Source organism: Mesorhizobium sp. B2-4-14 (assembly GCF_006442155.1).
Lineage (GTDB): Bacteria > Pseudomonadota > Alphaproteobacteria > Rhizobiales > Rhizobiaceae > Mesorhizobium.
Genome location: NZ_VFVA01000004.1, coordinates 155,060 through 176,795, shown reverse-complemented (window position 1 = coordinate 176,795; position 21,736 = coordinate 155,060). Strand labels below are relative to the sequence as shown.

Annotated in this window: 22 protein-coding genes and 1 tRNA gene; 7 read left to right on the top strand and 16 right to left on the bottom strand. The window is 61.6% G+C overall.

From position 1 onward, the window contains the following. Nucleotides 1-166: 166 nt before the first annotated feature. Nucleotides 167-709 carry a cytochrome b gene (locus tag FJ938_RS05650; RefSeq protein ID WP_140691914.1) on the bottom strand — a complete coding sequence of 181 codons (543 nt, stop codon included), beginning with the start codon at nt 707-709 and terminating at the stop codon, nt 167-169. 481 nt (nt 710-1,190) lie between these two features. Between FJ938_RS05650 and FJ938_RS05645 the strand changes: the two genes are divergently transcribed. The 3 genes from FJ938_RS05645 (at nt 1,191) to FJ938_RS05635 (ending at nt 4,306) form a co-directional block, all read left to right on the top strand. Continuing rightward, nucleotides 1,191-2,384, top strand: coding sequence for a site-specific integrase (locus FJ938_RS05645; protein WP_140691912.1), 1,194 nt, complete (start codon nt 1,191-1,193; stop codon nt 2,382-2,384). A 546-nt stretch (nt 2,385-2,930) separates the two neighbouring features. Further along, nucleotides 2,931-3,209 carry a helix-turn-helix domain-containing protein gene (locus tag FJ938_RS05640; RefSeq protein WP_140691909.1) on the top strand — a complete coding sequence of 93 codons (279 nt, stop codon included), beginning with the start codon at nt 2,931-2,933 and terminating at the stop codon, nt 3,207-3,209. Between the two features lie 5 nt (nt 3,210-3,214). Next, nucleotides 3,215-4,306, top strand: a complete 1,092-nt coding sequence (locus FJ938_RS05635; RefSeq protein WP_140691907.1) for a hypothetical protein — start codon at nt 3,215-3,217, stop codon at nt 4,304-4,306. Between the two features lie 556 nt (nt 4,307-4,862). Here the strand turns inward: FJ938_RS05635 and FJ938_RS05630 are convergent. Continuing rightward, on the bottom strand, nt 4,863-5,213 hold the full coding sequence (locus FJ938_RS05630; protein ID WP_140691904.1) for a hypothetical protein: 351 nt from the start codon (nt 5,211-5,213) through the stop codon (nt 4,863-4,865). Nucleotides 5,214-5,239: 26 nt separating this feature from the next. On the opposite strand from FJ938_RS05630, the gene FJ938_RS05625 reads away from it, so the two are divergent. Continuing rightward, the gene (locus tag FJ938_RS05625; RefSeq protein ID WP_140691901.1) at nt 5,240-6,127 is read left to right on the top strand and encodes a hypothetical protein; all 888 of its coding nucleotides are present in this window, start codon (nt 5,240-5,242) and stop codon (nt 6,125-6,127) included. A 153-nt stretch (nt 6,128-6,280) separates the two neighbouring features. Here FJ938_RS05625 and FJ938_RS29325 read toward each other — a convergent pair whose 3' ends face one another. Together FJ938_RS29325 and FJ938_RS05620 are read right to left on the bottom strand one after the other, a co-directional pair. Next, nucleotides 6,281-6,421, bottom strand: coding sequence for a hypothetical protein (locus tag FJ938_RS29325; RefSeq protein WP_181169010.1), 141 nt, complete (start codon nt 6,419-6,421; stop codon nt 6,281-6,283). 312 nt (nt 6,422-6,733) lie between these two features. Next, nucleotides 6,734-8,239, bottom strand: a complete 1,506-nt coding sequence (locus tag FJ938_RS05620) for a TadE/TadG family type IV pilus assembly protein (RefSeq protein ID WP_140691898.1) — start codon at nt 8,237-8,239, stop codon at nt 6,734-6,736. A gap of 154 nt (nt 8,240-8,393) precedes the next feature. Between FJ938_RS05620 and FJ938_RS05615 the strand changes: the two genes are divergently transcribed. Next, entirely contained in the window at nt 8,394-8,777 is a 384-nt protein-coding gene (locus FJ938_RS05615; RefSeq protein WP_140691895.1) for a hypothetical protein, read from the top strand. Nucleotides 8,778-8,856: 79 nt separating this feature from the next. On the opposite strand, the gene FJ938_RS05610 is transcribed toward FJ938_RS05615, so the two are convergent. Further along, nucleotides 8,857-9,084: a helix-turn-helix transcriptional regulator gene (locus tag FJ938_RS05610; protein WP_140692078.1), complete on the bottom strand. Its 228-nt coding sequence runs from the start codon at nt 9,082-9,084 to the stop codon at nt 8,857-8,859. An 85-nt stretch (nt 9,085-9,169) separates the two neighbouring features. Here FJ938_RS05610 and FJ938_RS05605 point away from each other — a divergent pair, with 85 nt between their 5' ends. Next, nucleotides 9,170-9,778: an SHOCT domain-containing protein gene (locus tag FJ938_RS05605; RefSeq protein WP_140691893.1), complete on the top strand. Its 609-nt coding sequence runs from the start codon at nt 9,170-9,172 to the stop codon at nt 9,776-9,778. 372 nt (nt 9,779-10,150) lie between these two features. Here the strand turns inward: FJ938_RS05605 and FJ938_RS05600 are convergent. The 9 genes from FJ938_RS05600 to FJ938_RS05555 all read right to left on the bottom strand — a co-directional run bounded on the left by FJ938_RS05600 (nt 10,151) and on the right by FJ938_RS05555 (nt 19,341). Next, a tRNA-Leu gene (locus tag FJ938_RS05600) sits at nt 10,151-10,235 on the bottom strand. A gap of 285 nt (nt 10,236-10,520) precedes the next feature. Continuing rightward, on the bottom strand, nt 10,521-11,141 hold the full coding sequence (locus tag FJ938_RS05590) for a 2,3-bisphosphoglycerate-dependent phosphoglycerate mutase (RefSeq protein ID WP_140691892.1): 621 nt from the start codon (nt 11,139-11,141) through the stop codon (nt 10,521-10,523). 33 nt (nt 11,142-11,174) lie between these two features. After that, nucleotides 11,175-12,017, bottom strand: a complete 843-nt coding sequence (gene dapB / locus FJ938_RS05585; protein ID WP_140691890.1) for a 4-hydroxy-tetrahydrodipicolinate reductase — start codon at nt 12,015-12,017, stop codon at nt 11,175-11,177. Next, entirely contained in the window at nt 12,014-13,873 is a 1,860-nt protein-coding gene (locus FJ938_RS05580) for an ABC transporter ATP-binding protein (protein ID WP_140610632.1), read from the bottom strand. Before FJ938_RS05580 ends, dapB begins: the two co-directional genes overlap by 4 nt. Nucleotides 13,874-14,005: 132 nt before the next feature. Beyond that, nucleotides 14,006-15,031: a glucokinase gene (locus FJ938_RS05575; protein WP_140691889.1), complete on the bottom strand. Its 1,026-nt coding sequence runs from the start codon at nt 15,029-15,031 to the stop codon at nt 14,006-14,008. Nucleotides 15,032-15,208: 177 nt separating this feature from the next. Then, the gene (gene mepA, locus FJ938_RS05570) at nt 15,209-16,294 is read right to left on the bottom strand and encodes a penicillin-insensitive murein endopeptidase (protein ID WP_140691887.1); all 1,086 of its coding nucleotides are present in this window, start codon (nt 16,292-16,294) and stop codon (nt 15,209-15,211) included. A 122-nt stretch (nt 16,295-16,416) separates the two neighbouring features. Beyond that, nucleotides 16,417-17,301: an SDR family oxidoreductase gene (locus FJ938_RS05565; protein ID WP_246673193.1), complete on the bottom strand. Its 885-nt coding sequence runs from the start codon at nt 17,299-17,301 to the stop codon at nt 16,417-16,419. Between the two features lie 212 nt (nt 17,302-17,513). After that, on the bottom strand, nt 17,514-18,668 hold the full coding sequence (gene queG / locus FJ938_RS05560; protein WP_140691885.1) for a tRNA epoxyqueuosine(34) reductase QueG: 1,155 nt from the start codon (nt 18,666-18,668) through the stop codon (nt 17,514-17,516). Continuing rightward, the gene (locus FJ938_RS05555) at nt 18,649-19,341 is read right to left on the bottom strand and encodes a glutathione S-transferase family protein (protein WP_140610628.1); all 693 of its coding nucleotides are present in this window, start codon (nt 19,339-19,341) and stop codon (nt 18,649-18,651) included. Before FJ938_RS05555 ends, queG begins: the two co-directional genes overlap by 20 nt. Before the next feature lie 161 nt (nt 19,342-19,502). On the opposite strand from FJ938_RS05555, the gene FJ938_RS05550 reads away from it, so the two are divergent. Further along, nucleotides 19,503-20,309 (top strand): undecaprenyl-diphosphate phosphatase, encoded by an 807-nt coding sequence (locus FJ938_RS05550; protein ID WP_140691883.1) that lies wholly within the window; start codon nt 19,503-19,505, stop codon nt 20,307-20,309. Nucleotides 20,310-20,405: 96 nt separating this feature from the next. Here FJ938_RS05550 and FJ938_RS05545 read toward each other — a convergent pair whose 3' ends face one another. Next, nucleotides 20,406-20,783, bottom strand: coding sequence for a YraN family protein (locus FJ938_RS05545; RefSeq protein ID WP_140691881.1), 378 nt, complete (start codon nt 20,781-20,783; stop codon nt 20,406-20,408). Further along, nucleotides 20,776-21,681 carry a 16S rRNA (cytidine(1402)-2'-O)-methyltransferase gene (rsmI, locus tag FJ938_RS05540; RefSeq protein ID WP_140691879.1) on the bottom strand — a complete coding sequence of 302 codons (906 nt, stop codon included), beginning with the start codon at nt 21,679-21,681 and terminating at the stop codon, nt 20,776-20,778. The genes FJ938_RS05545 and rsmI overlap by 8 nt, the downstream gene beginning before the upstream one ends. Nucleotides 21,682-21,736 lie beyond the last annotated feature (55 nt).

The window sequence follows — 21,736 nt, the reverse complement described above, 5'->3', positions numbered from 1 at the left end:
GCGCCTCGCCAGGACGGTTTGAAGCGGTTTGTTCAGCGCCTAGCCGGGAGGGGAGGTTGGTTGCTGGCCGCCAAGCCGTCGCGCCGCGATGACGAGATCGGGGAGACTTGAAACCAACGTCGCGATTCGCAGCCGAAGAACAATCGCCCGGGATTTGACGCCGCATTCAGGAGCCCGCCGTCTCCGGCAGCATGCGCTTGAGCACATCGTCCCTGCGGATGAAATGATGCCATAGCGCCGCCGCCGCATGCAGTCCGGCAAGAATGAGGATGAGATTGGCGCACAGGCTGTGCAACTCTCTTATGAACCGGCCCGTGTCGCGATCGGGCGCAACCGGAGCCGGAACGGTGAAAAGGCCGAAAAAGCTCAGCGCGTCACCCCTGTACCAGGTGAGCAGGATGCCGAGGACCGGAATGGCCACCAGCAGCGCGTAAAGCAGCAGGTGCGCGACCTTGGCCGCCCATCGTTCCAGCTCTGACATTTCCCCCGGCAACCCGGGCGTTCCCAGTGCCAGGCGCAGGCCGAGGCGGATCACCACCAGCGCGAACAGCAACATTCCGAACGAGATATGGAGCCACCAGACGAGCGCACGGCCGGGATCGCCGCGTGGAAAGACGTCCGCCACATAGGTCAGGCCATAAAGGCCGATGACCAGCAGAAACACCGCCCAATGCATGGCCTTCTGCGCGCTTGTGTAGGTAGGGTTCATTCGAGCCTTCCGATTTCTGCATCGTTTCCAAACTAGCCGCGATCATGTCAAAGCTTTGTCGTGCCGAGCCCTTTGGCCGTACTTGAACGACGAGCGGCGATCCTGCCTGCGAGTGTTGCAGGATCGGAAACCGTGATCGCGGTCGGACGAACATTGGAACAGGGGACCTGTCAGTTCGCTGACAGTCGGTGGCGGTCCGGCAACGACGCTTCAGACAAAGAAAAAGCCCGGCGAACCGGGCGTTTTCTCTTTGGGTCTCTGAACCGTCGAACGATTCGAAACGGGAATTTGGTGCCCAGAAGAGGCATTTTCGTACGACCTCAGCGTGTATCACGTCATATCAGAATCGCATCATTTGCAGACACTTAATAGGTCCTCGTGCCTCACGCTGTCGCAATCTGTTGCAACCTATCATAGATAAATAGGTGGATTCTATGGTGGATTGTGATAATCGGTTTTGACAGTTGGAAAAGGTGATCCGATGCGCGCCCTGAACCGTCTAAGTGCAGTTGCAGTTAGGAAGCTGACGCCAGGGAAATACGCCGATGGAGGTGGGCTTTGGTTGCTCAGGCGCGACGATGGAGGAGGCCAATGGTTCTTCCGCTACACGACGTATGGCAAGCGGCGGGAAATGGGCCTTGGCTCTATCTTGGACGTCAGTCTCAAAGAGGCGCGCGAAGGTGCCGACAAATGGCGGGCGGTGACGCGGGCCGGAAAAGACCCCATCCGGGTACGCGACCACGAAAAGCGGGAAGCCGCGCGCAACCTCCACCTTTTGGTGGACATCGCCAAAGATGCGTTTGAGTCGCGCAAGGCAGAACTGAAAGGCGACGGGAAGGCTGGCCGGTGGTTCACGCCGTTAGAATTGCATGTTCTGCCAAAACTAGGAAAGGTCCCGGTCGGGGAGATAGATCAGCGAGACATTCGCGATACGCTCGCCCCAATTTGGCACACCAAGGCCGACACGGCACGGAAGGCGATGAATCGGCTGAACATATGCTTGAGACATGCCGCCGCGCTTGGTCTGGAGGTGGACCTACAGGCTACCGATAAGGCAAGGGCCTTGCTGGGGAAGCAGCGGCACAAAGCCGAAAACATTCCAGCCATGCCTTGGTCTCATATCCCGGCATTCTACGCTACGCTTAAGGATGACAGCCCCACGCATTTGGCCTTGCGCTTGCTCATTCTCACGGGAGTGAGGTCGGCACCTATCAGATTCATTCACGAGGACCAGATTGAAGGTGATGTATGGACGGTGCCGGCTGAGGCGATGAAGGGGCGGCGAGACGCCACGACGGACTTCAGAGTGCCGTTGTCAGCGGAAGCGCTCAGTGTGATTGAGAAGGCCCAGGAGTTTGCACGTGACGGCTACCTCTTCGCCAATCCGAAGAAAGGCGTCATCAGCGACATGTCCATGAGCCAACATATGAAACGCGCCAAGTTCGAGTACAGACCGCACGGGTTCAGGTCGTCTTTGCGGGACTGGCTCGCGGAAGCGACCGACGCACGGCACGAAGTTGCGGAAACTATACTTGGCCACACGATAGGCTCAAGCGTTGAGAGGGCCTATCGCCGAACCGACTTTTTGGACCAAAGGCGTGAGTTGATGGATCGTTGGGCTACCCATCTCACAAGCCACGTTGGGAAAAACTACCGCAGGCGGGTGAGGCTCTGAGTACACGAGAAGCAGGCCGGATAAGCGCCGTAAGGTTTATTTGAAGAAAAACGTAGAAAATTTTTCCTCTGGCTGTTTGCGCGCGCGTGTGGGCGTGCGCGCGACAGAGCTGAGTGCCAACGTGCAGGATTCGCATTTCTGGTCGATCTGCCCATGAGGTGATAGTGCCCGGCATCTTTCAAATTGAAAGGTTGCGCCGATGGACAAAAAGATTGCGAAGGCACCACGGGTAAGGTTGCATTACTCGGCTTCTGACCGGGCAGGAACTTGGCAAGAACTGACAGACCGCGAGCGGGACGAACACCTGTCCCCGAGCCAGCGCGGCGCGTTAGGCTTCCCGAGCTTCGGCTGGGAGCACCGGTATGTTCCGGCAAGCGTGGCATCCAACATGCTGGGCGTCAGCACCGCCCAATTCCGCAAGCTCATCCGAAAACACGCGCCAGAAATAGACCTACTGGAGATAAAGGGGCGACGCCTATTTCTGACCCGCGACGTGCTACTCATGAAAGCGGACCTGCCCCGTGGCCGTGGCACAGGAGTTAGGTGATGGCTCAGCCCGTGAAATTTCTGAGCGTCAGGGAAGTAGCGGTGATGATGCACGTGTCAGTCGCGACCGTCTGGCGCTATGCGCAGCGCGGCACGCTGCCGGAACCGATAAGGATCGATGGCCACACTTGGTGGATCGAGGCGGAAGTGCTTGCCGTGATTGAGAAGAAAATGGCGACCCGCCTGACGCGCGTAAATGTGTCAGAGCCGCCGGCATCGGCATCGACGACCGAAAGCAAGCGTACCCGTGTGCAGCTTGAAAGAAGCGGTGGGAGGTAAGGGCTATGGCAGCGGTCTTGACCATACCTGAAACTGGGACATTTCAGCCGACCTTCGACGCAATCAGCATTTGCACCGACGTACCCAAGGCTCAGCTACGGCAACTCTTACCGATTGAGGAACTGGAGCGATGTAGTCACGCGTTCAAACTTGAGAAGCGGCGCGGGAAACGAGGCAGCCGGCTTAAGATCGTTTGCCTGCCCGACAAAGAGGCGCTGAAACTCCTGCAACAACACGAACATGCCCTTGGGCCCTATCGGGCGACCAAGGTCGAAGCGGCCTTTGACATAGACGCTAGTTCGGAGAAATCCGCCCTTGTCGGACGAGACTCCCTACTCCGTCAGCTTGGCAAGGTAAATCATGAGCGCGGGTACATCACCTTCGTCAGCGAGAGCAAAAAGGGGCGGCCGCTAACGGACAAAGAATTAGAGAACCGGGGGCTTTTCAGGCACCCCACGATCTACTTTGAGCACGATAAATCGGCCCACAACCTGAAAATCTACATTCGTCGAAGGAAGCTGGCACAGGGACAGTTTGGATCGCCCGTTGTTCGCCTAGAATGGACATCGAAGCGCAGCCGTGCTGTCAGGGCTCATTTTGGCGGCGACCAAATTTCCGATCTGATCAACGCCAACTTGGAAAGCTACCTTCACCGGTTCCTGGTTCTGGAGCAGATCGACTACGTCAAACTCGGTAAGCTGCTTGCACCGAAGACCGTCATGCGGCCATCAAAGCGTACTTCGATCACCACCCGGGCGAACACCCCTCCTGTAGCCGCGCTTTTCCGCGAAGTGGACTTCCGAGCAGGCCGAGTGGCCCACCTTGCGCTCAAGGTGCTGGAACAGCGTGGAGGGCGACAGATAAAAGCACGTCGTGATGTACCTGAAGAAATTTGGCAATCATCGCCGGCTCAGATAAAAGGCAGGCTTCGTGATGCCATTCGGACGATGAAGGCAAAGCGCCCCTCAAAAAACACCACGAAGCGACGCCGCAGGCGACACGCGCTCACCACGAAGAAGCTGGCAGAATGCTTCACGACGATTCCTTTGAGAAAGAACCGCGTGCGTCTGGTGGGAAAGAACCGCATAGGGCTGTGAAAATGGCGGCAAAACGTACCCTAATGTATGGCATAGACACCGCTACAACCAAATTCGTACGAGTTGTCAGTAAGATAAAACAACTACGACACCCATAGAAACGACCACCACTAGGACACCGACCAAAACCTGCTAAACGTCACCACGACCACCGTGGCGCATGGAATTTCCCCTTCCAAGAAAGAAAAGAATCATCCTGTGAAAATGATGATGCCGGCAACGAAAGAGGTCTGGCTTGCAAACCACCGTTGTCAGCCTGACGCTCAGTCCTTTGTGGAACAGTGCTCTTTTCGCCGGTGTCCTTAGTTTGCCGACGGATCAGTGTTAACAAAGCCGAGAAACGGCCATACAGCTGCAAACGGGGCATGCCAGCCGGCAATGCCCTAGCCAACCGCTTCGGGCTTCTAGGCCCTGCTCTGCTGCGCCGCGCTTCAGAAAGGACCGGTATAGCACTGGTGGCTTTGCTGACTGTTGGCGGTGTCATGGGCCGACAAAAATGACCGGACAATGCCGCTGCGCGCTTGACGGGTGCGCCTACACCGGTAACGCTTGCCAACTATGGTTCTTGCGTCGACCGCTGCATGTGCGGAGACGCAAGACGAATGCATGGCCAAATGGTTAGAGGCAGAAAAGGCGGGGGATCGTCTTTGGTGTTGGAACGGTTGATGGAACTCCCACCGCCACTGTAGATGAAGAAACGTTCGTCAACGCTGATTTCGCGACCAAGACTGGCTTTGCCGTGACGTTGAATCGCGCCACCGTTGGCCCCGGAAATTACCTGGCTGAAATCGAGCTCATCAGCAACCGAACCCACAAGCGCATTGCCGGGTGGACTCCAATAAAGGGGTTGGTGGTAGAAACCACGTTGCTTTTCACGCATCTGGACTCTTTGATCCTGCAGACGCATTTTCCCTGTCGGGGAGGGAACCCGTCGTGGAGGAAGACAGCGAAGGTACCAGCCAAGCTGAGCGCTGGCAGAGACAACAGGAGGCTTTGACCGCCCCCCGTGAGGCAATTCCAGTTTATACCCAGAAAGATTATTCCCTCATCAGGAGGTTTGCTGGCGCCGACGATTTGCCCGAGACCTGGGATGAATGGGCCAGGCTCTTTGATGCAACAATGATCGAGCGCGCCAGGGCCCGAAGGGGTAGGTACCAGCGGGTGCGCATTCGACCCGACCTGTTCCAAGCTTGGCTCGACGCCAAATCACAGGTGGCTTCAGAGCGATCCAGACAGATCTATGCCCAAGAGATCCTGGATGCGCGCGTTGCCGCACGAGCAGCTTACGTCGAGCGCTCTGGTAACACAGCGGTTGCCGACAAATGGCCGGCCAACCCTATTTACGCTCACCATGACTATCCCCTCCTGCTCAAGCTTTCAGAAGTGGCCGATCTGCCGCCAACCTGGGAGGAATGGTGGGCCAATTTCAAAGAATCTGAAACTCATTGGCGACTCCAGGGCTTGTTCGCCACTAGAGTCCGGGTCCACGCAGGTAAATTCAAGGCTTGGTTGCAGGCGAATTCACTTACCTCGTCAGAACAGACCCGGCAGCAGTACGCGCAGCAACGCCTGGACATGAAACGAGCCCGGAGGGCGGAAAGACGTGCTGCGGCACGAGCGCCAAATAGCCAGTTCCCATACGGCGAGTGGGTTCAGAAACCGCAACCACAACCATCACCTTGGCCGCATAGGGTGATAGAGTTCTTGGCATATACCCTATTGGCGGTCGCGATCGGTTCTGCGTCGATCGCGCTTAAGGATGGGGGGCGGGGCTGGAGCGCGCGAGAACTACCCGCTTGGCCCCTGGACAGCGGATCTTAGTGCGGCACTTAACCAGTGGCAATAGCCGGCAGCACCGTTGCTCTTGGTGGCGGCCGTGTCTGGGCGAGGAGGGGAGGTACCGATTTGCGGAGGGAGGGGGGTACTCCTTTCAGTCTCCTTTGACGGTGACGATGTCATCCTCATCGTCAACCCTCACCACCTCGCACTTGAGGCGAATCTTGTCTTCGGCTTTGCTGCGGGGTCGATGATGGAGATGGGGAATTTGTAGCCGGGGATGTGCAGCGTCACCCGGTCATCGATGCGCTTGATCACCGTGGCGATGATTGCGACCAAGTCTCCTATTCCGACACTACTGGCCACAGTTCTTGATCAAGGCTGCAAAGTCCCGCAGGGAATGAGTATACTCGCGCATCGCCGCCACGGCAGAAATCCTAGCCTCCTCGACGTCGTCCGCCGCCGGCTTCACCTTCGCTGGCATGACTGGCATTGCCTGTCGGAAGGCCTCGCCCTGCATTTGATCAAGTGCTTTGTCTATCGCTGCGGCGGCATTCTGAGATGAAGCGCTGAGCGCGTCGCAGCCCACAGGGCTCACGGTCTGAGCCGCTGCCTGGCTTGTGACAATAAGCAGGGCGGAAAGCAGAGTTCTCATCGGTAAAGCTGGACCTCATCACGGATAAAATTGTCAAGCGTGCCCTGTCCGCCGCCGGTAACATCGACAAGTTCTACCCTGATGGTCTGATCGGATCCGCTTTCCACCGTTTCAGTAATGAAGAAACTGCCGAAGGCCTCGACCGGAAGGGGCGGCGATGAATTACCGCCGCCCATCAAGCCTGCCGCCGCCAGGGCCTGACAGTTCAGGATGGCACCATAGATGAGCCGGCGATCTGGATTGGAGACTCTATTTGGCGAGCAGGCTGGCGTGCCGCTTTCCCCTCCGTTTGATGGGTGACCGACGATCCCCTGTGCGATCTCATAGCGATAGACGCTGTAACGGGTCGGCTGGTTGGTATTGCTGGCTGGACCCGCGCCGTCCGCTCCAAGCGGCTTCGGCACTGACACGGGGTTGGTCGCGGTCGCGAAGTTGGTGCTCCAATATTGATTGAAATCCCAATTGCCGTTGCCGACGCGACCATTGGCTATGGGACATCCAGCAGAGCAGTCGTCGCGCGGGAAGGCCTCGAAATTGTTGGGGTCCGCCGGGCTGACGACGTCGGCGTTGCAGGCGTTGCCCTGGCTCTTGTAGCCCTTGCGAACGTTTTCGCCGGGAGCATAGTTTGGGTCGCTCTTGTTGCCGTTCATCGATCCGTTATAGACATCGAACCGAACATTGAGCGCGTCGCGAACCGTCGCGATGAAACCCGGTCGCAGGGACACGCCGCGTGAGTTGTAGCAGGCTTGCGATTTCGTCTTGGCGATCATGTCTCTGATCCCATTTGCGCCACCGGAACCATCTGGCGGTTGCAGGAATCCGTAGTTACCTGGAGAGTTTTGAGCCGAGTTGCCGCCTTGCTGGCGCAATTCGATCAGCCGACGGCGCTTCGCCGGATCGGCGGCGACGTCATAGAGACTGTCCGCCGAACCCTCGTATGGGTTGCAGATATAGACAGGCGTGAAATCGCAGACGCTGCGCGATAAGCCAGCAACAGACACCGTTCCAACGTTGAACGAGTTATCGCCTGAGTTGCCACTTATGAAGGAGATCGGGAACATCGACGAAAAGCCGACTGGTATCACTGTAACCTCGATATACTGCGCCTCTACAGCGCCGGCTACTTCATCGGTGATGACATTGGCGCTGGTGATTGGCATATCGTCGGAGGCGGGAAGCGAGCGAAGATATCGCCTTGTCACGCCGGAGGCTTGGAGAACCTGATCCTCTCCAGTAGGCCCCGAGAAGCGATAGTGATTAGCCACCAGATTCGCCAACGCCCTATCGGCTCTGGTTATGGAGTCTGGTCTGCCATCGAGTTCGGCGGCCGAGGCGAGCGCCATTGCATCGCCGCCCTTTTGCAAATCATTGTGAAGATTGTTGGCTCGACTCATGTCGATCGCCAGAACCGAAAAGCCGATGATGACCGGCAGCATTATGCTCACTAGGATCAGCGCCATCCCGCGCTGATCATTCCAGAAATTCCGAAGAATACGAAACATCGCAGCGCCCCCCTTGCCAATGCCGCAGATATTTCCTCGTCTTCGAACGATAATATGAGTTGCTGGTATAGGCAAGTGTGCCGGTGGGAAGCGGTTAATTGCTGCCCAGTACGTCCTTAAGCGCCGCCTTCGTTCTCTCGTCCTGGATACGGGATTGCTCTCCGCACTTTTCGGCCTAGGTGCGCTTGCTGGTTGTTCAACTGCCAGCGGTGACAAAGGTACCGGCGCCATCATCACCGGCGCAATCAAGGACTACCGCAGTTGTACCGTGAAGACTATGGCGGAGAACCTAAGCAGCCCGAAGCGCGTCGACATCGGCACAGCCGTAGATCATGCTTGCGGTGGTTACATGGACAACTTTGGTGCGGCACACGCGCGTGCCGAGCCGCCAACTCGGGAGGGGCAGATCCCGATCTGCGGCTGGGGAGGGGTACCCTTCTGGAGTGACCTTGCTTCGAAATCGCGCCAGAATTTTTCTGACTTCTCACACCGGCTAATCGCAGGAGATTTGACCGCTGAGCGGCATGACCGATTGTAGGCATTCCCCCAACGGCAGATCGCTCATTGGCCATTGTCGGGCTTTCTCCGCAACGACAGGGTCGTCTAAGGCCGCATTGCTACTTTGGGAGCGTTTGGTCGTCCGGCTTTACAAGTTCCACATGGCTGACACCAAGCGCCCGAGCCAATTCGTATAGCGTAATGACAGTCGGATTGCGCTGGCCGCGCTCCAGGCCACTGAGATACTGCTGACTGAAGCCAGAACGCGCCTGGACCTCCTCTTGGGTCAGGTTCTTCTCCCGACGCAAGCGGGCGAAGTTCCTGCCAACCAGCCGACGCATATCCATGCGCAACCAGTTCGCAATTCGCATCCTCCAAGGTTATCAACTATAGTATGTAAGACCGGAAGCGCGTCAGTGGGGGGACCATGCAATGCCGAACACGCCGAAAGAAGCGATGGCGGAGCTGGCCGCTATGAAGGCTCGGGGTGAGATAAATCAGACCGAATTCGACATGGCGCGCCGCATCGTTGCTGAAAAGCACGCGATCGATCAGCGGCAGGGCGCCGGTCCAGGAAGAACGCGACCGGTCACTTACAGGAACACGGCTTGTTCCAAAGGCAGTATGCTAAGTGGGGTGATCACGCTTGCCGCTATTATCTGCCTCACTATAGCTTTCGGTCTTTACACTCTGTCGGGTGGAGACAGGAACAAGGGCCACCAGTCTGAGGACGCGACTGATGACGTGCAAACCGTGCTTAAGGTTGGAGGGGCCACTTTCTTTCTCACAGTAACGAAAGAAGTCGCTGATCCGATGAGGTATGAACTCATTGCTAAACGGATTTGCAAAGTACGTAGTCCGTACGGGGTGAACGGTTGCATCGTGGGGATTTGGGACGACGATAGAAACATGGGGAAAGACCTTCCTATGACCCCGGAGCAAGCAAGGTCGCAGATTTACTCCTGGTCACTAGGCCGTTCCCTCTGGAGTTGCAGGAGATTCCCTGAAATGGCAGCAAGCGATAGGTGCTTCACTGAATAGGTGAATTGGCTCGCTGAATGTGCGTTCGTCAATTCGATTCCCAGGAGGAGCCGGACAGGATTTGCTCTTTCAATTTTTAACGAAAACAAACCTATCTAGTTGTGTTCAAGCCAAGGGCGACGATCTTAAGCACCGCCAGAAGGCGGAAGGACCCGCCCGTCGGAATCGGCCGTCCAAGTTGGTACTAGTGACCTGATCAAGACCAAACAATGGGAAAACTTGTGTTGAGGCAAATGGGAGGTGCATCCGATAATGAAGCAATCCGCACAGGAAAAACGACCCCAACGAAGCATTTAAGGTGGGTTGGTGGGTGGATACTCGTCCACCCTCTTCGCCTATATAGCTGAAAACAAAGCGTTTTCAGGAGAAAAATGGTGCCCAGAAGAGGACTCGAACCTCCACTCCTTGCGGAACACGGACCTGAACCGTGCGCGTCTACCAATTCCGCCATCTGGGCTGGTGCGGGCTCAATAAGCGGGCAAGCGATTGCTGTCAACGCGCTTTTTTCAAGGGTAGCCGGCTCCTACGCTGTTAACGTCGGCGCTGCCCCTCACCTGCCTGCCGGCATCCTCTCCCCGTAAACGGGGCGAGGGGCGCTCTCACCGGCGATTTCGCCAATCGCCAGCGTCGCAGAAATGGCGCCAGCGTCGCGGCCAGCTTCTTTCTCCCCGTTCACGGGGAGAAATGCCCGGCAGGGCAATGAGGCAGCGCCACGTCCATAATTGGCGGATGCGACTGACCGTCAGCCCTCCAGCACTTCCTTCGAAGCCACGGTCGAATCGGCGTTCAGCGTGTAGATGACCGGAACGCCGGTGCCGAGCTCCAGCTTGACGATCTCCTCGCCGGACTTGCCGTCCAGCGCCATGATCAGCGCGCGCAGCGAATTGCCGTGCGCCGCCACCAGCACGGTGCCGCCGCGCAGCACATGCGGCTGCAGGTCGTGCAGGTAGTAGGGCCAGACGCGGGCGCCGGTATCCTTCAGGCTCTCGCCGCCGGGCGGCGGCACGTCGTAGGAGCGGCGCCAGACATGCACCTGTTCCTCGCCCCACTTCTTGCGCGCATCGTCCTTGTTGAGGCCGGAGAGGTCGCCATAGTCGCGCTCGTTCAGCGCCTGGTCGCGGATCGTCTTCAAGTCGCTCTGGCCAACGGCGTCGAGAATGTGCTGGCAGGTTTTTTGCGCCCGGGTCAGCGCCGAAGTGAAGGCGATGTCGAACTTCAGGCCGCGCGTCTTGAGCTTCTCACCGGCGGCCCTGGCTTCGGCGTGGCCCTGCTCGGTCAGATCAACGTCGCGCCAGCCGGTGAACAGGTTCTTGAGGTTCCATTCGCTCTGGCCGTGGCGGACGAGCACGAGGGTTCTCGACATGTTTGCTCCCTTTGGTTTTGGGGTTGAACGGTCTCAGGCGAGCCCAAGCACGTCCCGCATCGAATACAGTCCCGGCTTCTTGCCACGCGCCCACAACGCCGCCTTGACGGCGCCCCGGGCGAAGATGGCTCGGTCCTCGGCATGGTGGGCGAGGGTGATACGCTCGCCGGTGCCGGCCAGGATCACGCTGTGGTCGCCGACCACCGAGCCGCCGCGTAGCGTGGCGAAGCCGATCGAGCCGGTCTTGCGCACGCCTGTGTGGCCGTCGCGTGAACGCACGTCATTGCCGGCCAGCGCCACACCGCGCCCGGCGGCGGCGGCCTCACCCAGCAGCAGCGCGGTGCCCGAGGGCGCGTCGACCTTGTGCCTGTGGTGCATTTCGAGGATCTCGATATCGAAATCGTCGGCGTCGAGCGCGCGTGCCGCCTGTTCGACCAGCACCGCCAGGAGATTGACGCCGAGGCTCATATTGCCCGACTTGACGATCGTCGCGTGGCGCGCCGCCGCGGCGATCTTCGCGTCGTCGTCGGCCGAACAACCTGTCGTGCCTATGACATGGACGATGCGTGCCTGCGCCGCGTAGCCGGCGAATTCGACGGTCGAGGCCGGCGTGGTGAAATCGAGCACGCCATCGGCCTTGGCGAAGACCGGCAGCGGATCATTGCCGATCGCCACGTCGATGCGACCGACGCCGGCGAGTTCGCCGGCATCCTTGCCCAGATGAGGCGAATCCGCACGCTCGACCGCACCGATGACCCGGGCGCCCGGAATGCTGTGGATGGCGCGGATCAGCGTCTGGCCCATGCGGCCGGCAGCACCCACCACCACAAGGCCCATATCGGTTGCCGGATTGTCGTTTGCTGACGTCTCGCTCATGCCGTGCTCCCGGCGATTCTTTGGGTTTCGATGTCGTGAACCGAAGTCTGGATCGGCGCGCTGTCGTCGACAAGCCCCAGGCCCTTGACGCCCTGTATCCGGTGGAAACGGGCATAGACGCTGTGCGGATCGGCCATCAGCGAGGCGTGCGTGCCCTCTTCGACCAAGTGGCCCTGTTCGAGCACGATGATGTGGTCGGCATTGACCACCGTCGACAGCCGGTGCGCGATGACGATGGTGGTGCGCCCTTCCATGACCTTGGTCAGCGCCTGCTGGACACGGGCTTCGGCCTCGTTGTCGAGCGCCGAGGTCGCCTCGTCGAGCAACAGGATCGGCGCCTGCCGCACGATGGCGCGGGCGATCGACACGCGCTGGCGCTGGCCGCCCGAGAGCGTCGCGCCGTTCTCGCCGACCGGCGTGTCATAGCCTTGCGGCTGCTGGCGGATGAAACCGTCGGCCGCTGCCTGCTTCGCCGCCTCTTCGATCTCGGCATCGGTTGCGGAGGGGCGGCCGTAGCGGATGTTGTCGCGGATGGTGCCTTCGAACAGATAGGGCGCCTGCGACACATAGGCGATGGAGCCGCGCAGCGACTGCTTGGTGACCTTGGAAATGTCCTGGCCGTCGATCTCGATCGTGCCGGACTCGACATCGTAGAAGCGCTGCAGCAACGCCACCAGTGTCGTCTTGCCGGCCCCGGAAGCGCCGACGATGGCGGTCATCTTGCCGGCGGCGGCGACGAAGCTCAGGTCCTGAAGTACCGGCATGTCCTCGACATAGCGGAAGGACACGTTGTTGAACCGCACTTCGCCCGTGGTGAAATGCGCCTCGGTTGCATCGGGCGCGTCGCCCTGCTGCGGCTCGAGGTCGAGCAGCTCGTAGATCATGCGCGCATTGACCAGCGCGCGCTCCATGCCGACCTGCATGCGCGCCAGGCGTCGCGCCGGGTCATAGGCCAGGATCAGCGCGGTGATGAACGAGAAGACCGCGCCCGGCGGCTGACCAAGGACGAGTGCCCGATAACCGGAATAGGCGATGACGGAGGTTACGGCGAGGCCGGCCAGCATGTCGGAAATCGGCGCCAGCCGTTCCGACACACGGGCGATCTTGTTGTTGCGCTGCTCGGCCGTGTCGGCCATGGCGCCGATGTGGCGCGCAAGCGCGTCCTCCATGGTGAAAGCCTTGACGATGGCGATGCCTTGCGTGGCTTCCTGCACGGCCCCGATCAGCCGGGAATTGATCAGCACGGATTCCCGGGTGATGCGCCGCACGCGACGGGTGAGATAGACAACAGCCCAGATCAGCGGCGGTCCGATCAGCAGCGAACTGAGCGACAGGACCGGATCCTGATAGACCATGACGCCGACAAGGCCGACCAGCGTGACCGCGTCACGGCTGATGGATGTCAGCGTCAACGACAACAGGTCGCGGATGCCGCCGACGTTTTCATTGACCTGTGCCGCCAGCCGGCCTGAACGCGTGTCGTTGAAGAAGCCGACACCGAGCTTCATCAGATGGTCGAAGATGCGCTTCTGGTAGCGCGCCACCAGATTGTTGCCGATCTTGGCCAGCGCGACCGCCTGGCCATAGCCGGCGAAGCCGCGCAGCAGGAAAGCCGCCATGAAGCCGGCGCAGATCCATACGATCGCGTCGCCACGCCGTTCGTAGAAGATCTGGTTGACCATCGGGGCCATGATCCAGGCGGTGAAGGCAGTCGTACCCGAAACGATCAGCGAGCACGCGATGACCATGGCATAGGTCCAACGGTAGTCACGGCTGTTTTCCGCGAGAATGCGGCGGAGCACCGCTGTGACCTGACCGGGCGTGGCCTTCTGCTTGTTTGGAGCTTGAAAAGTCAAATCGTGAGCTTCGTGGTTTCCGCCTGGGGCCGGGCTGCAATTCGGCACTCCTCTTAGCGCCATGCGGCCGGCTTGCCTATGCCCGCGGCTGATTAACTTCGTCGCGGGCAGCGCGTCCTCGAGGCGACGCCACTAGGCCTGCCAGCGCCGGCCCTCCGTCTGGACGCCGAACAGCGACGGATTCCTGGCATAGGCGGCAAGGCCGAGAAGAGCCGCCAGCGGATGGGTGATGACATAGACAGGCATGGAGCGCATCAATTCGCTGTGCGGCGCCTTGTCCTCGAAGGCGGCGCGGAAATTGCCCGCTTTCAGCGCCGGCACGATTTTCTGCGCGATGCCGCCGGTGAGGAAGACGCCGCCACGGCTCATGAACACCATTGCGAGATCCCCTGCCGTACGGCCGAGGCAGGTTACGAACATCGACAGCGCTTCCTCGGCGACCGGATCGGTCTTGGCCAGCGCCGCCGCCGTGATCTCCGCCGGCGTGGTGAAGGGAGCCTGTTTGCCGTCCGCCCTTGCCACCGCCCGGTAGGCATTGACGAGGCCACGCCCACTCAGGATCTGCTCGCCCGAAATGCGGCCCTCGAGCTTCTCGATATGCGGAAAGACCTCGAAATCGCGGGGTGAGCGCGGTCCGATGTCCATGTGGCCGCCCTCGCCGGGCACCGGGATCCAATGGTGCAGCGCGTAGACCAGGCCAGCAACGCCGAGCCCGGTCCCCGGGCCAAGCACAACGCGGCCGGCATTGGGCTCCGGCGTGCCGCCGCCGATCTTTTCCATATGCTCTTCCCCAAGTGCGACGACGGCCAGCGCCTGTGCCTCGAAATCGTTGAGCACGACGATGTCGCTCAGCCCGAGGCTCGAAAACATCTGCTTCGGCTTGACGATCCACGGACAGTTGGTGAGCTCGATCTCGTCTCCGTCGACCGGGCCGGCCACCGCCAGAACCGCCGAATTCGGACGAATGGATGAGCGGTCCAGCACCGCCGCCTGGATCGCCTCGTCGATGGTGTTGTAATTGGCGGTCTGCACGATCGTCGGCTCGCCGGCCTCGGAATTGGCGTCGAGCACAATCGAGAAGCGCGCATTGGTGCCGCCAATGTCGCCGATCAGGATCGGAAACCGCAACGACGTGTCAATATCGCTTACGCTTGGCATGCTCTCGTCCGTCTCCGGCGCCCCTGACGGCGTATCGCCGTTCTTCCGTTGACTAGCGCATGAGTTTGAAAAGGGAAACGGTTTTCGAACCCGGCAATGCGCTGAGACAGTTTCTGCGGCCAAACAGCCACTCTTTCGCGGAAAATGGCACCCTAAACCGATTGAGCGACGCGACGATCAGTTCGCGGGCGGTCGTGGGCGCGGCACCGGCACGCCGACCTCGGGCGTCGTGAAAGCGTTCACCGCGCCTGGCAAGCCGGCCGTGCCGCTGGCCGTGGTGGCGGGCGGTGAAGGCGCTTCCGGTTCGGGCGCAGCGACCGCGACGGCGTCGCCACGGTAGGTCGCCGCCTCGGCCGATTCCGGCCCAGGCGCGTCGAGCACGAACTGGCATTGCTTGGGCAGGTTCGCCATCGTCATCAGGTCGCGGGCTTTCGGCGCATCCGGATTCTTGTTGGGCCGCCATGGCTCCTGCGTGAACCACCAGGCCAATGGCTTGCCGCAGCCGTCATCGGCCGGGGTCGCTTCCTGCCCCTTGCAAGCGGGCGAGCCCGGTTGGCAGCCGATGCGGATGTGGAAGTGGTAGTCATGGCCCCAGAACGGCCTGATCTTGCGCAGCCAGGAGCGGTCGCCGGTGACGGTGTCGCAGAGCTTCTTCTTGATGCCCGGATTGACCAGGATGCGCTCGACTTCGGGGTAGCTCGCGGCGCGCTTCAAAAGCCGCGTATGCATCGGCTTCCACAGCGCGTCACTCACCAGATGGGTCTTTTCATCGACCATCAAGGTGGCGCTGATGTTTTCACGTTCGCTGGGGGTCAGCTTGCGGTCCGGCATCGGCGTCAGCCAGATGTCGGCATCAAGGCCGATCTGGTGCGAGGCATGGCCGCTCAGCATCGGGCCGCCGCGCGGCTGCGAAATGTCGCCGATCAACAGGCCCGGCCAGCCGTCGGACGCCGCGTCGCGCGACAATTTCTGGATCAGCGCGATCATCGCCGGGTGACCCCAGCGGCGGTTGCGCGAGGGCCGCATCACCTCCCAGTTCATGCCGTCCATGGGCAGCGCGACGCCGCCGGCAAAGCAGCCCTTGGAATAGAAGCCGAAGGATTGCGGGGCGGTCACTGTGGGCAGTTTCGCGGCGCCGAACAGGTCTTTCGCGCGCTCCTCGGCGGAGCCCGGTTTGGTTGTAAGGCCTGTGAGCAGAAGCAGGCCAAGCGCGGCCGCCAGCAGTGATTTTTTACCCAGGGACGACCGCGTCGCTGTCTTCATGAAACCGGATCCCACCACAATCCCAAGCCCAATCATAGCACGCCGCGCCCGGGGTTTCGATCGCTCTACCTCTTGGCGCAATTCCGGACGGAAAACCGTTTCACACTTTTTCTGGAATTGCCCTAGCCCTTCATCGGGCTGCGCGGCTCGCCGTCGCGCCAGTCGCCGCTTGCCCACATATGGTCAAAGGCGGTGCGGTAATCGGGAAAACGAAAGCGATAGCCCGCCGCCTTGATCGCCGCATTGGCGACGCGCTTGTTCTCGCCATAGAAGGACCGCGCCATGGGCGAAAGTTGGGCGGTCTCGAAAGGAATTTCGGGCGGCGCCTCGACGCCCATCTGCGAAGCGGCATAAGCGACGACATCCTGCGGCGGCGCCGGCAGGTCGTCGGTGACGTTGAAGATGCCCCCTTTATTGCCCTTGATGAGCTGCCACAACGCGCCTGATATGTCGTCGCAATGGATGCGGTTGAACACCTGGTTCGGCTTGACCAGCCGCCTGGCGGTGCCGTTTTCCAGATTAACCAGCGCATTGCGGCCCGGGCCGTAAATGCCGGACAGCCGCAGGATTGCCACCGGCCGGCCGATATCCCCGCCGAGTTTCAACCAGTCCTGCTCGGCGGCCACCCGCATGACCGAGCGTTTCGACACCGGGCGGCACGCGGCCGTTTCGTCGACCCAGGCGCCGCCATGATCGCCATAAACGCCGACCGTGGAGAGGTAGCCGATCCATTGCAGCGCAGGCATTCGGGCGATTGCCGCGCGGGCGGCTTTCAATACGGGATCGCCGTCAGCTTCCGGCGCGATCGAGATCACCAGATGCGTGCTTTTCTCCAGCGCTTCGCCGATTTCGTCCGTCAGCGCGCCATCGAACAGCAGCGGGGCGATGCCGGCCTGGCGCAGCGCTTCGAATTTGTCGGCCGAGCGCGTCGTGCCGAAAATCGTGGCTGTCCCGGTGTCGGCGCTTGGGTCATCGAAAACAAGATTCTTACGAAGTGGGACCCCCACCCTAACCCTCCCCACAAGGGGGAGGGTATGCTGCCGCGCGACATTTTCCATAGGGTCACGCGAGTCCGAGGTCGGCACCGACAGAAATCCCCCTCCCCCTTGTGGGGAGGGGTTAGGGGTGGGCGTATTCGTAGGGCGCAACCCTTGCGTGCCGGCGCGGGCAAAAGCCTTGCCCGAATAGCCGGCGCCGAAGATGAATATCCGCTGTTCGTTCATGCATGCGTCCTGTCTGGCCGCGCCAGACGCCATTCGTCGCGCACGGCAGCGTCGCTCTCGGTCTTCAGGCCGGTCGCGGCCCGCTCAGAATATTCGGCCTCGGACACAAGCCGCGCCAGCGCCCAAATTGCCGCGCCCCGCACCAGGGGCGAAAGATCGCCGAGCAGTGCGCGCACGGGGTCGGCAAGTGCGGCCTCGCCGGAATTGCCGGCGGCGATCAGCACGTTGCGGACAAAACGGTCGCGGCCGATGCGCTTTATCGGCGAGCCCGAGAAGACGACGCGGAAGGCCGCGTCGTCCAGTTCGAGCAGTTCGGAGAGCGGCGGCTCGCGCAGATCATCGCGTGCGGCGAGCTTGGCCTCCGAAGCCGCGCGGGCGAACTTGTTCCAGGGGCATGCGGCGAGGCAGTCGTCGCAGCCATAGATGCGGTTGCCGATCGCCTCGCGGAATTCATGCGGGATCGGCCCCTTGTTCTCGATCGTGAGGTAGGAGATGCAGCGCCGCGCATCGAGCCGGTAGGGCGCGGGGAAGGCGTTGGTCGGGCAGGCATCCAGGCAGGCGCGGCAGGAGCCGCAGTGGTCGATCTCGGCCTGGTCCGGTGCGAGTTCGGCCGTGGTGAAGATGGTGCCGAGGAACAGCCAGGAGCCGTGTTCGCGGCTGACCAGGTTGGTATGCTTGCCTTGCCAGCCGAGCCCGGCGGCCTCCGCCAGCGGCTTTTCCATGACCGGTGCGGTGTCGACGAAAACCTTCACGTCGCCGCCGGCGCGCGCCACGATCTTGCCGGCGATTTCCTTCAGCCGTCCCTTCATCACCTCGTGATAGTCGCGGTTCCTGGCATAGACGGAGATGGCGCCGCGGTCGCGCTTGGCCAGCACATCGCGCGAATCATGGTCCGGCCCGTAGTTCATCGCCAGCACGACGATCGAGCGCACTTCGGGCCAAAGCGTCGAAGGCTCGCTGCGACGCTGGAGCGTGTCGGAGATCCAGCCCATCGAGCCGTGAAAACCGTCCGCGACGAATTCGGCCAGCCGCGCCGGCGCCAGCGGGATCGCATCGGGAGTGGTGACGGCAAGCGCATCGAAGCCGGCGCGCCGCGCCTCCGCGTCGATCAGCGCCCGCAGTTTCGACGCGTCAGAAATCGAGGTCCGCATAATGCGACACCGGTGACAGGCCGCGCACACGGTCGGTCAGGAGCGGCCGGAAGGAGGGCCGCGACTTCACCCGCGTATACCATTCGCGCGCAGCGGCGTGTTCGCGCCAGTCGATCTCGCCGAGATAGTCGAGCACCGACAGCGTCGCGGCGGCGGCGAGATCGGCATAGGTGACCCGGCCACCGGCCAGCCAATGGCGGGTGCCGGCCAGCCAGTTGGTGTATTTCATGTGCTGGCGGATGTTGGCGCGCGCCGCACGGATCGCGCCCGAATCCGGCGACCCGCCGCCCGCCGTTTCCGGCATGATCGGCTTCAGCACGCGTTCGCGCACCAGATGACGGGTGATCTCGCTTTCGGCCTTGTTCAAGTACCAGTCGATCAGCCGGCGGATTTCGGCGCGCTGCATCGGGTCCTCGGCGAACAGCCGCTTGTCGCGCTTGAGCACGCCGCGCGTCTCATCGAGATATTCCGAGATCACCGTCGCGCCGACGATCGGCACGTCGCCTTCGGCCAGCAGGATCGGCAAGGTGCCGGCCGGGTTGAGCGCCAAAAACTCCTTGCGCCGCGTCCACGGCTTTTCCTCGATCAGCGCCAGCTCCTCGCCATACTCGCCGAAGGCGAGGCGGACGAAGCGGCAGGTTGCGAACATGGGATGGTGGAAAAGCGTCAGCATGGTTCCGCGATGATAGGGCACACTGGCGAATCGCCGACTGCGCCGGTAAGTCTTGGCGGCCCACAATTCGGGCCGTCACGGTGCTGCGACCTATAGGGGGACTTCGGCGCCATGACAAGCAAGCCCTGTTCTCTCGCCGTCTTCCTAATGCCGAGGTGGAAATGGAAAGCCAGACCGTCGTCGAAGCCCTGCTGCTCGGCCTGCTGGAGGGGCTGACCGAATTCATTCCGGTGTCCTCGACCGGCCATATCCTGCTCGCCGGGCATTTCCTCGGCTTCCAGTCGACCGGCAAGGCTTTCGAGATCCTGATCCAGCTCGGCGCCATCCTGGCTATCCTCAGCGTCTATTTCCGGCGGCTGTGGCAAATGCTGCTCGACCTGCCGCATGACCGGCTGACGCGGCATTTCGTCATCGGCATCCTCATCGCCTTTCTGCCGGCGGCGATCATCGGCGCGCTGGCGCATGACTTCATCAAGACGGTGCTGTTCGAATCGCCAAGACTGATCTGCATCATGCTGATCATCGGCGGCGTCATCCTTCTGGCCGTCGACCGCATGAACCTGAAGCCGGTTTATCGCGACGTCGAACGCTTCCCGACCAGGCTTTACCTGCAGATCGGGCTGTTCCAGTGCCTGTCGCTGATCCCCGGCACGTCGCGCTCGGGCTCGACCATCGTCGGCGCGCTGCTCCTGGGCGTCGACAAGCGCGCGGCCGCGGAATTCTCCTTCTTCCTCGCCATTCCGACCATGGTCGGCGCCTTTGCCTTCGACCTGTTCAAGAACCGCAACGTGCTGTCGTCAGCCGACCTGCCGATCATCGCCATCGGCTTCGTCGCCGCCTTCGTCACGGCGCTGTTCGTGGTCCGCTTCCTGCTCGATTACGTCTCGCGCAACGGTTACTCGCTGTTCGGCTGGTGGCGGCTGGTTGTCGGTATTGTCGGGCTGGTGGCGTTGATGATCTGGGGGTGAGGAGCGATCCGTACCCTCCGCCTTGGTCATCCTCGGGTCTCCGCGACGTCGCTCCGCTCCTGCTCCGCCCGTGGACGACGAACCTGGAATGGCCCCTCAGTTCCGCCCATAAAACGCGTTCTCGACATGCACCGGCCAGCGCCAAGGCAGCACCGCGACCATGTCGAAGCGCATCGACAGCCTGCCGTAGTCGGACTGGCGCGACAGCCAGATGTCGGCCGCCGCCTCGATGCGGCGCTCCGATTCACGGCCGATCGCCTCCATGGCTTCCATCAGCGTGCGGCGGGCCTTGACCTCGACGAACAGCACCAGGTCGCCACGCCGCGCGATCAGGTCGATCTCGCCGAAGCGGGTACGGTGGCGGCGCGCCAGGATCCTGTAGCCCTTCATGATCAACGCAATCGCGGCCAGCCATTCGCCGCGATGGCCGCGCCGATAGGCTTTCTGGCGGCTGGCGCTCGGGCGCTCAGCCATCAGCGCGGGCATCCCTAAGCTCCAGCAGCCGCCGGTAGAGCACCTGTTTCTGCCCGCCGGTCATCTTCGCGGCTTCCGCCGCGGCCTTTGAGGCTGGCATTTCGGCGGCGAGCGAGAGCAGCAGGCGGTCGATGTCCTCGGGCTCGTCGGCCTTGGCCTCGGCGGGGCCGACGCAGACGACGATCTCGCCTTTCGGCGTGTCGGCCGCCGCGTAGTGATCGGCCAACACCCTGAGCGTGCCGATGCGCATTTCCTCGAAAGTCTTGGTCAATTCACGGCCGATCGCGGCTTTACGTTCGCCGCCGAGGGCTTCGGCCATGGCGCTAAGCGACTCGGCTAGTCGGCGCGGCGATTCAAAGAAGATCAACGTCGCCGGCACGGCTCGCAGCGCTTCCAGCCGCGCCAGCCGCTGCCCCGATTTCACCGGCAGGAATCCGGCGAACAGGAAGGCGTCCGAGGGCAGGCCGGATGCCGTGAGTGCTGCAAGCGGCGCCGACGGGCCGGGGATCGGCACGACGCGGATGCCATGGTCGAGCGCCTCGCCGACCAGTCTGTAGCCCGGGTCGGAAACGAGCGGCGTGCCGGCGTCCGAAATCAGCGCCACGCTCTGGCCGCTCTCAAGGGCCGCGATCAGCTTCGGCCCGGCCTCGCCGGCATTGTGCTCGTGATAGGCGGTGGTGCGCCTGCGAACGCCGTAACGGTCTAGCAGCACGCGCGACACCCGCGTGTCCTCGCAGGCGACGATGTCGGCACCGGCCAGCGTCTCCAGCGCGCGCAGCGTGATGTCGGCGAGGTTGCCGATCGGCGTCGCCACCAGATAGAGCGCCGGCTCGAGCGGACGGGCCGCGATCTCGGTCTGCCCGACCACATAGCTGCGCTTGCCCGTCTCGCCAATCAATGATGCCGTCTCCGTTCAGCCCTGTTTGGCCTGCCAAAATCATATTTGGCATGGC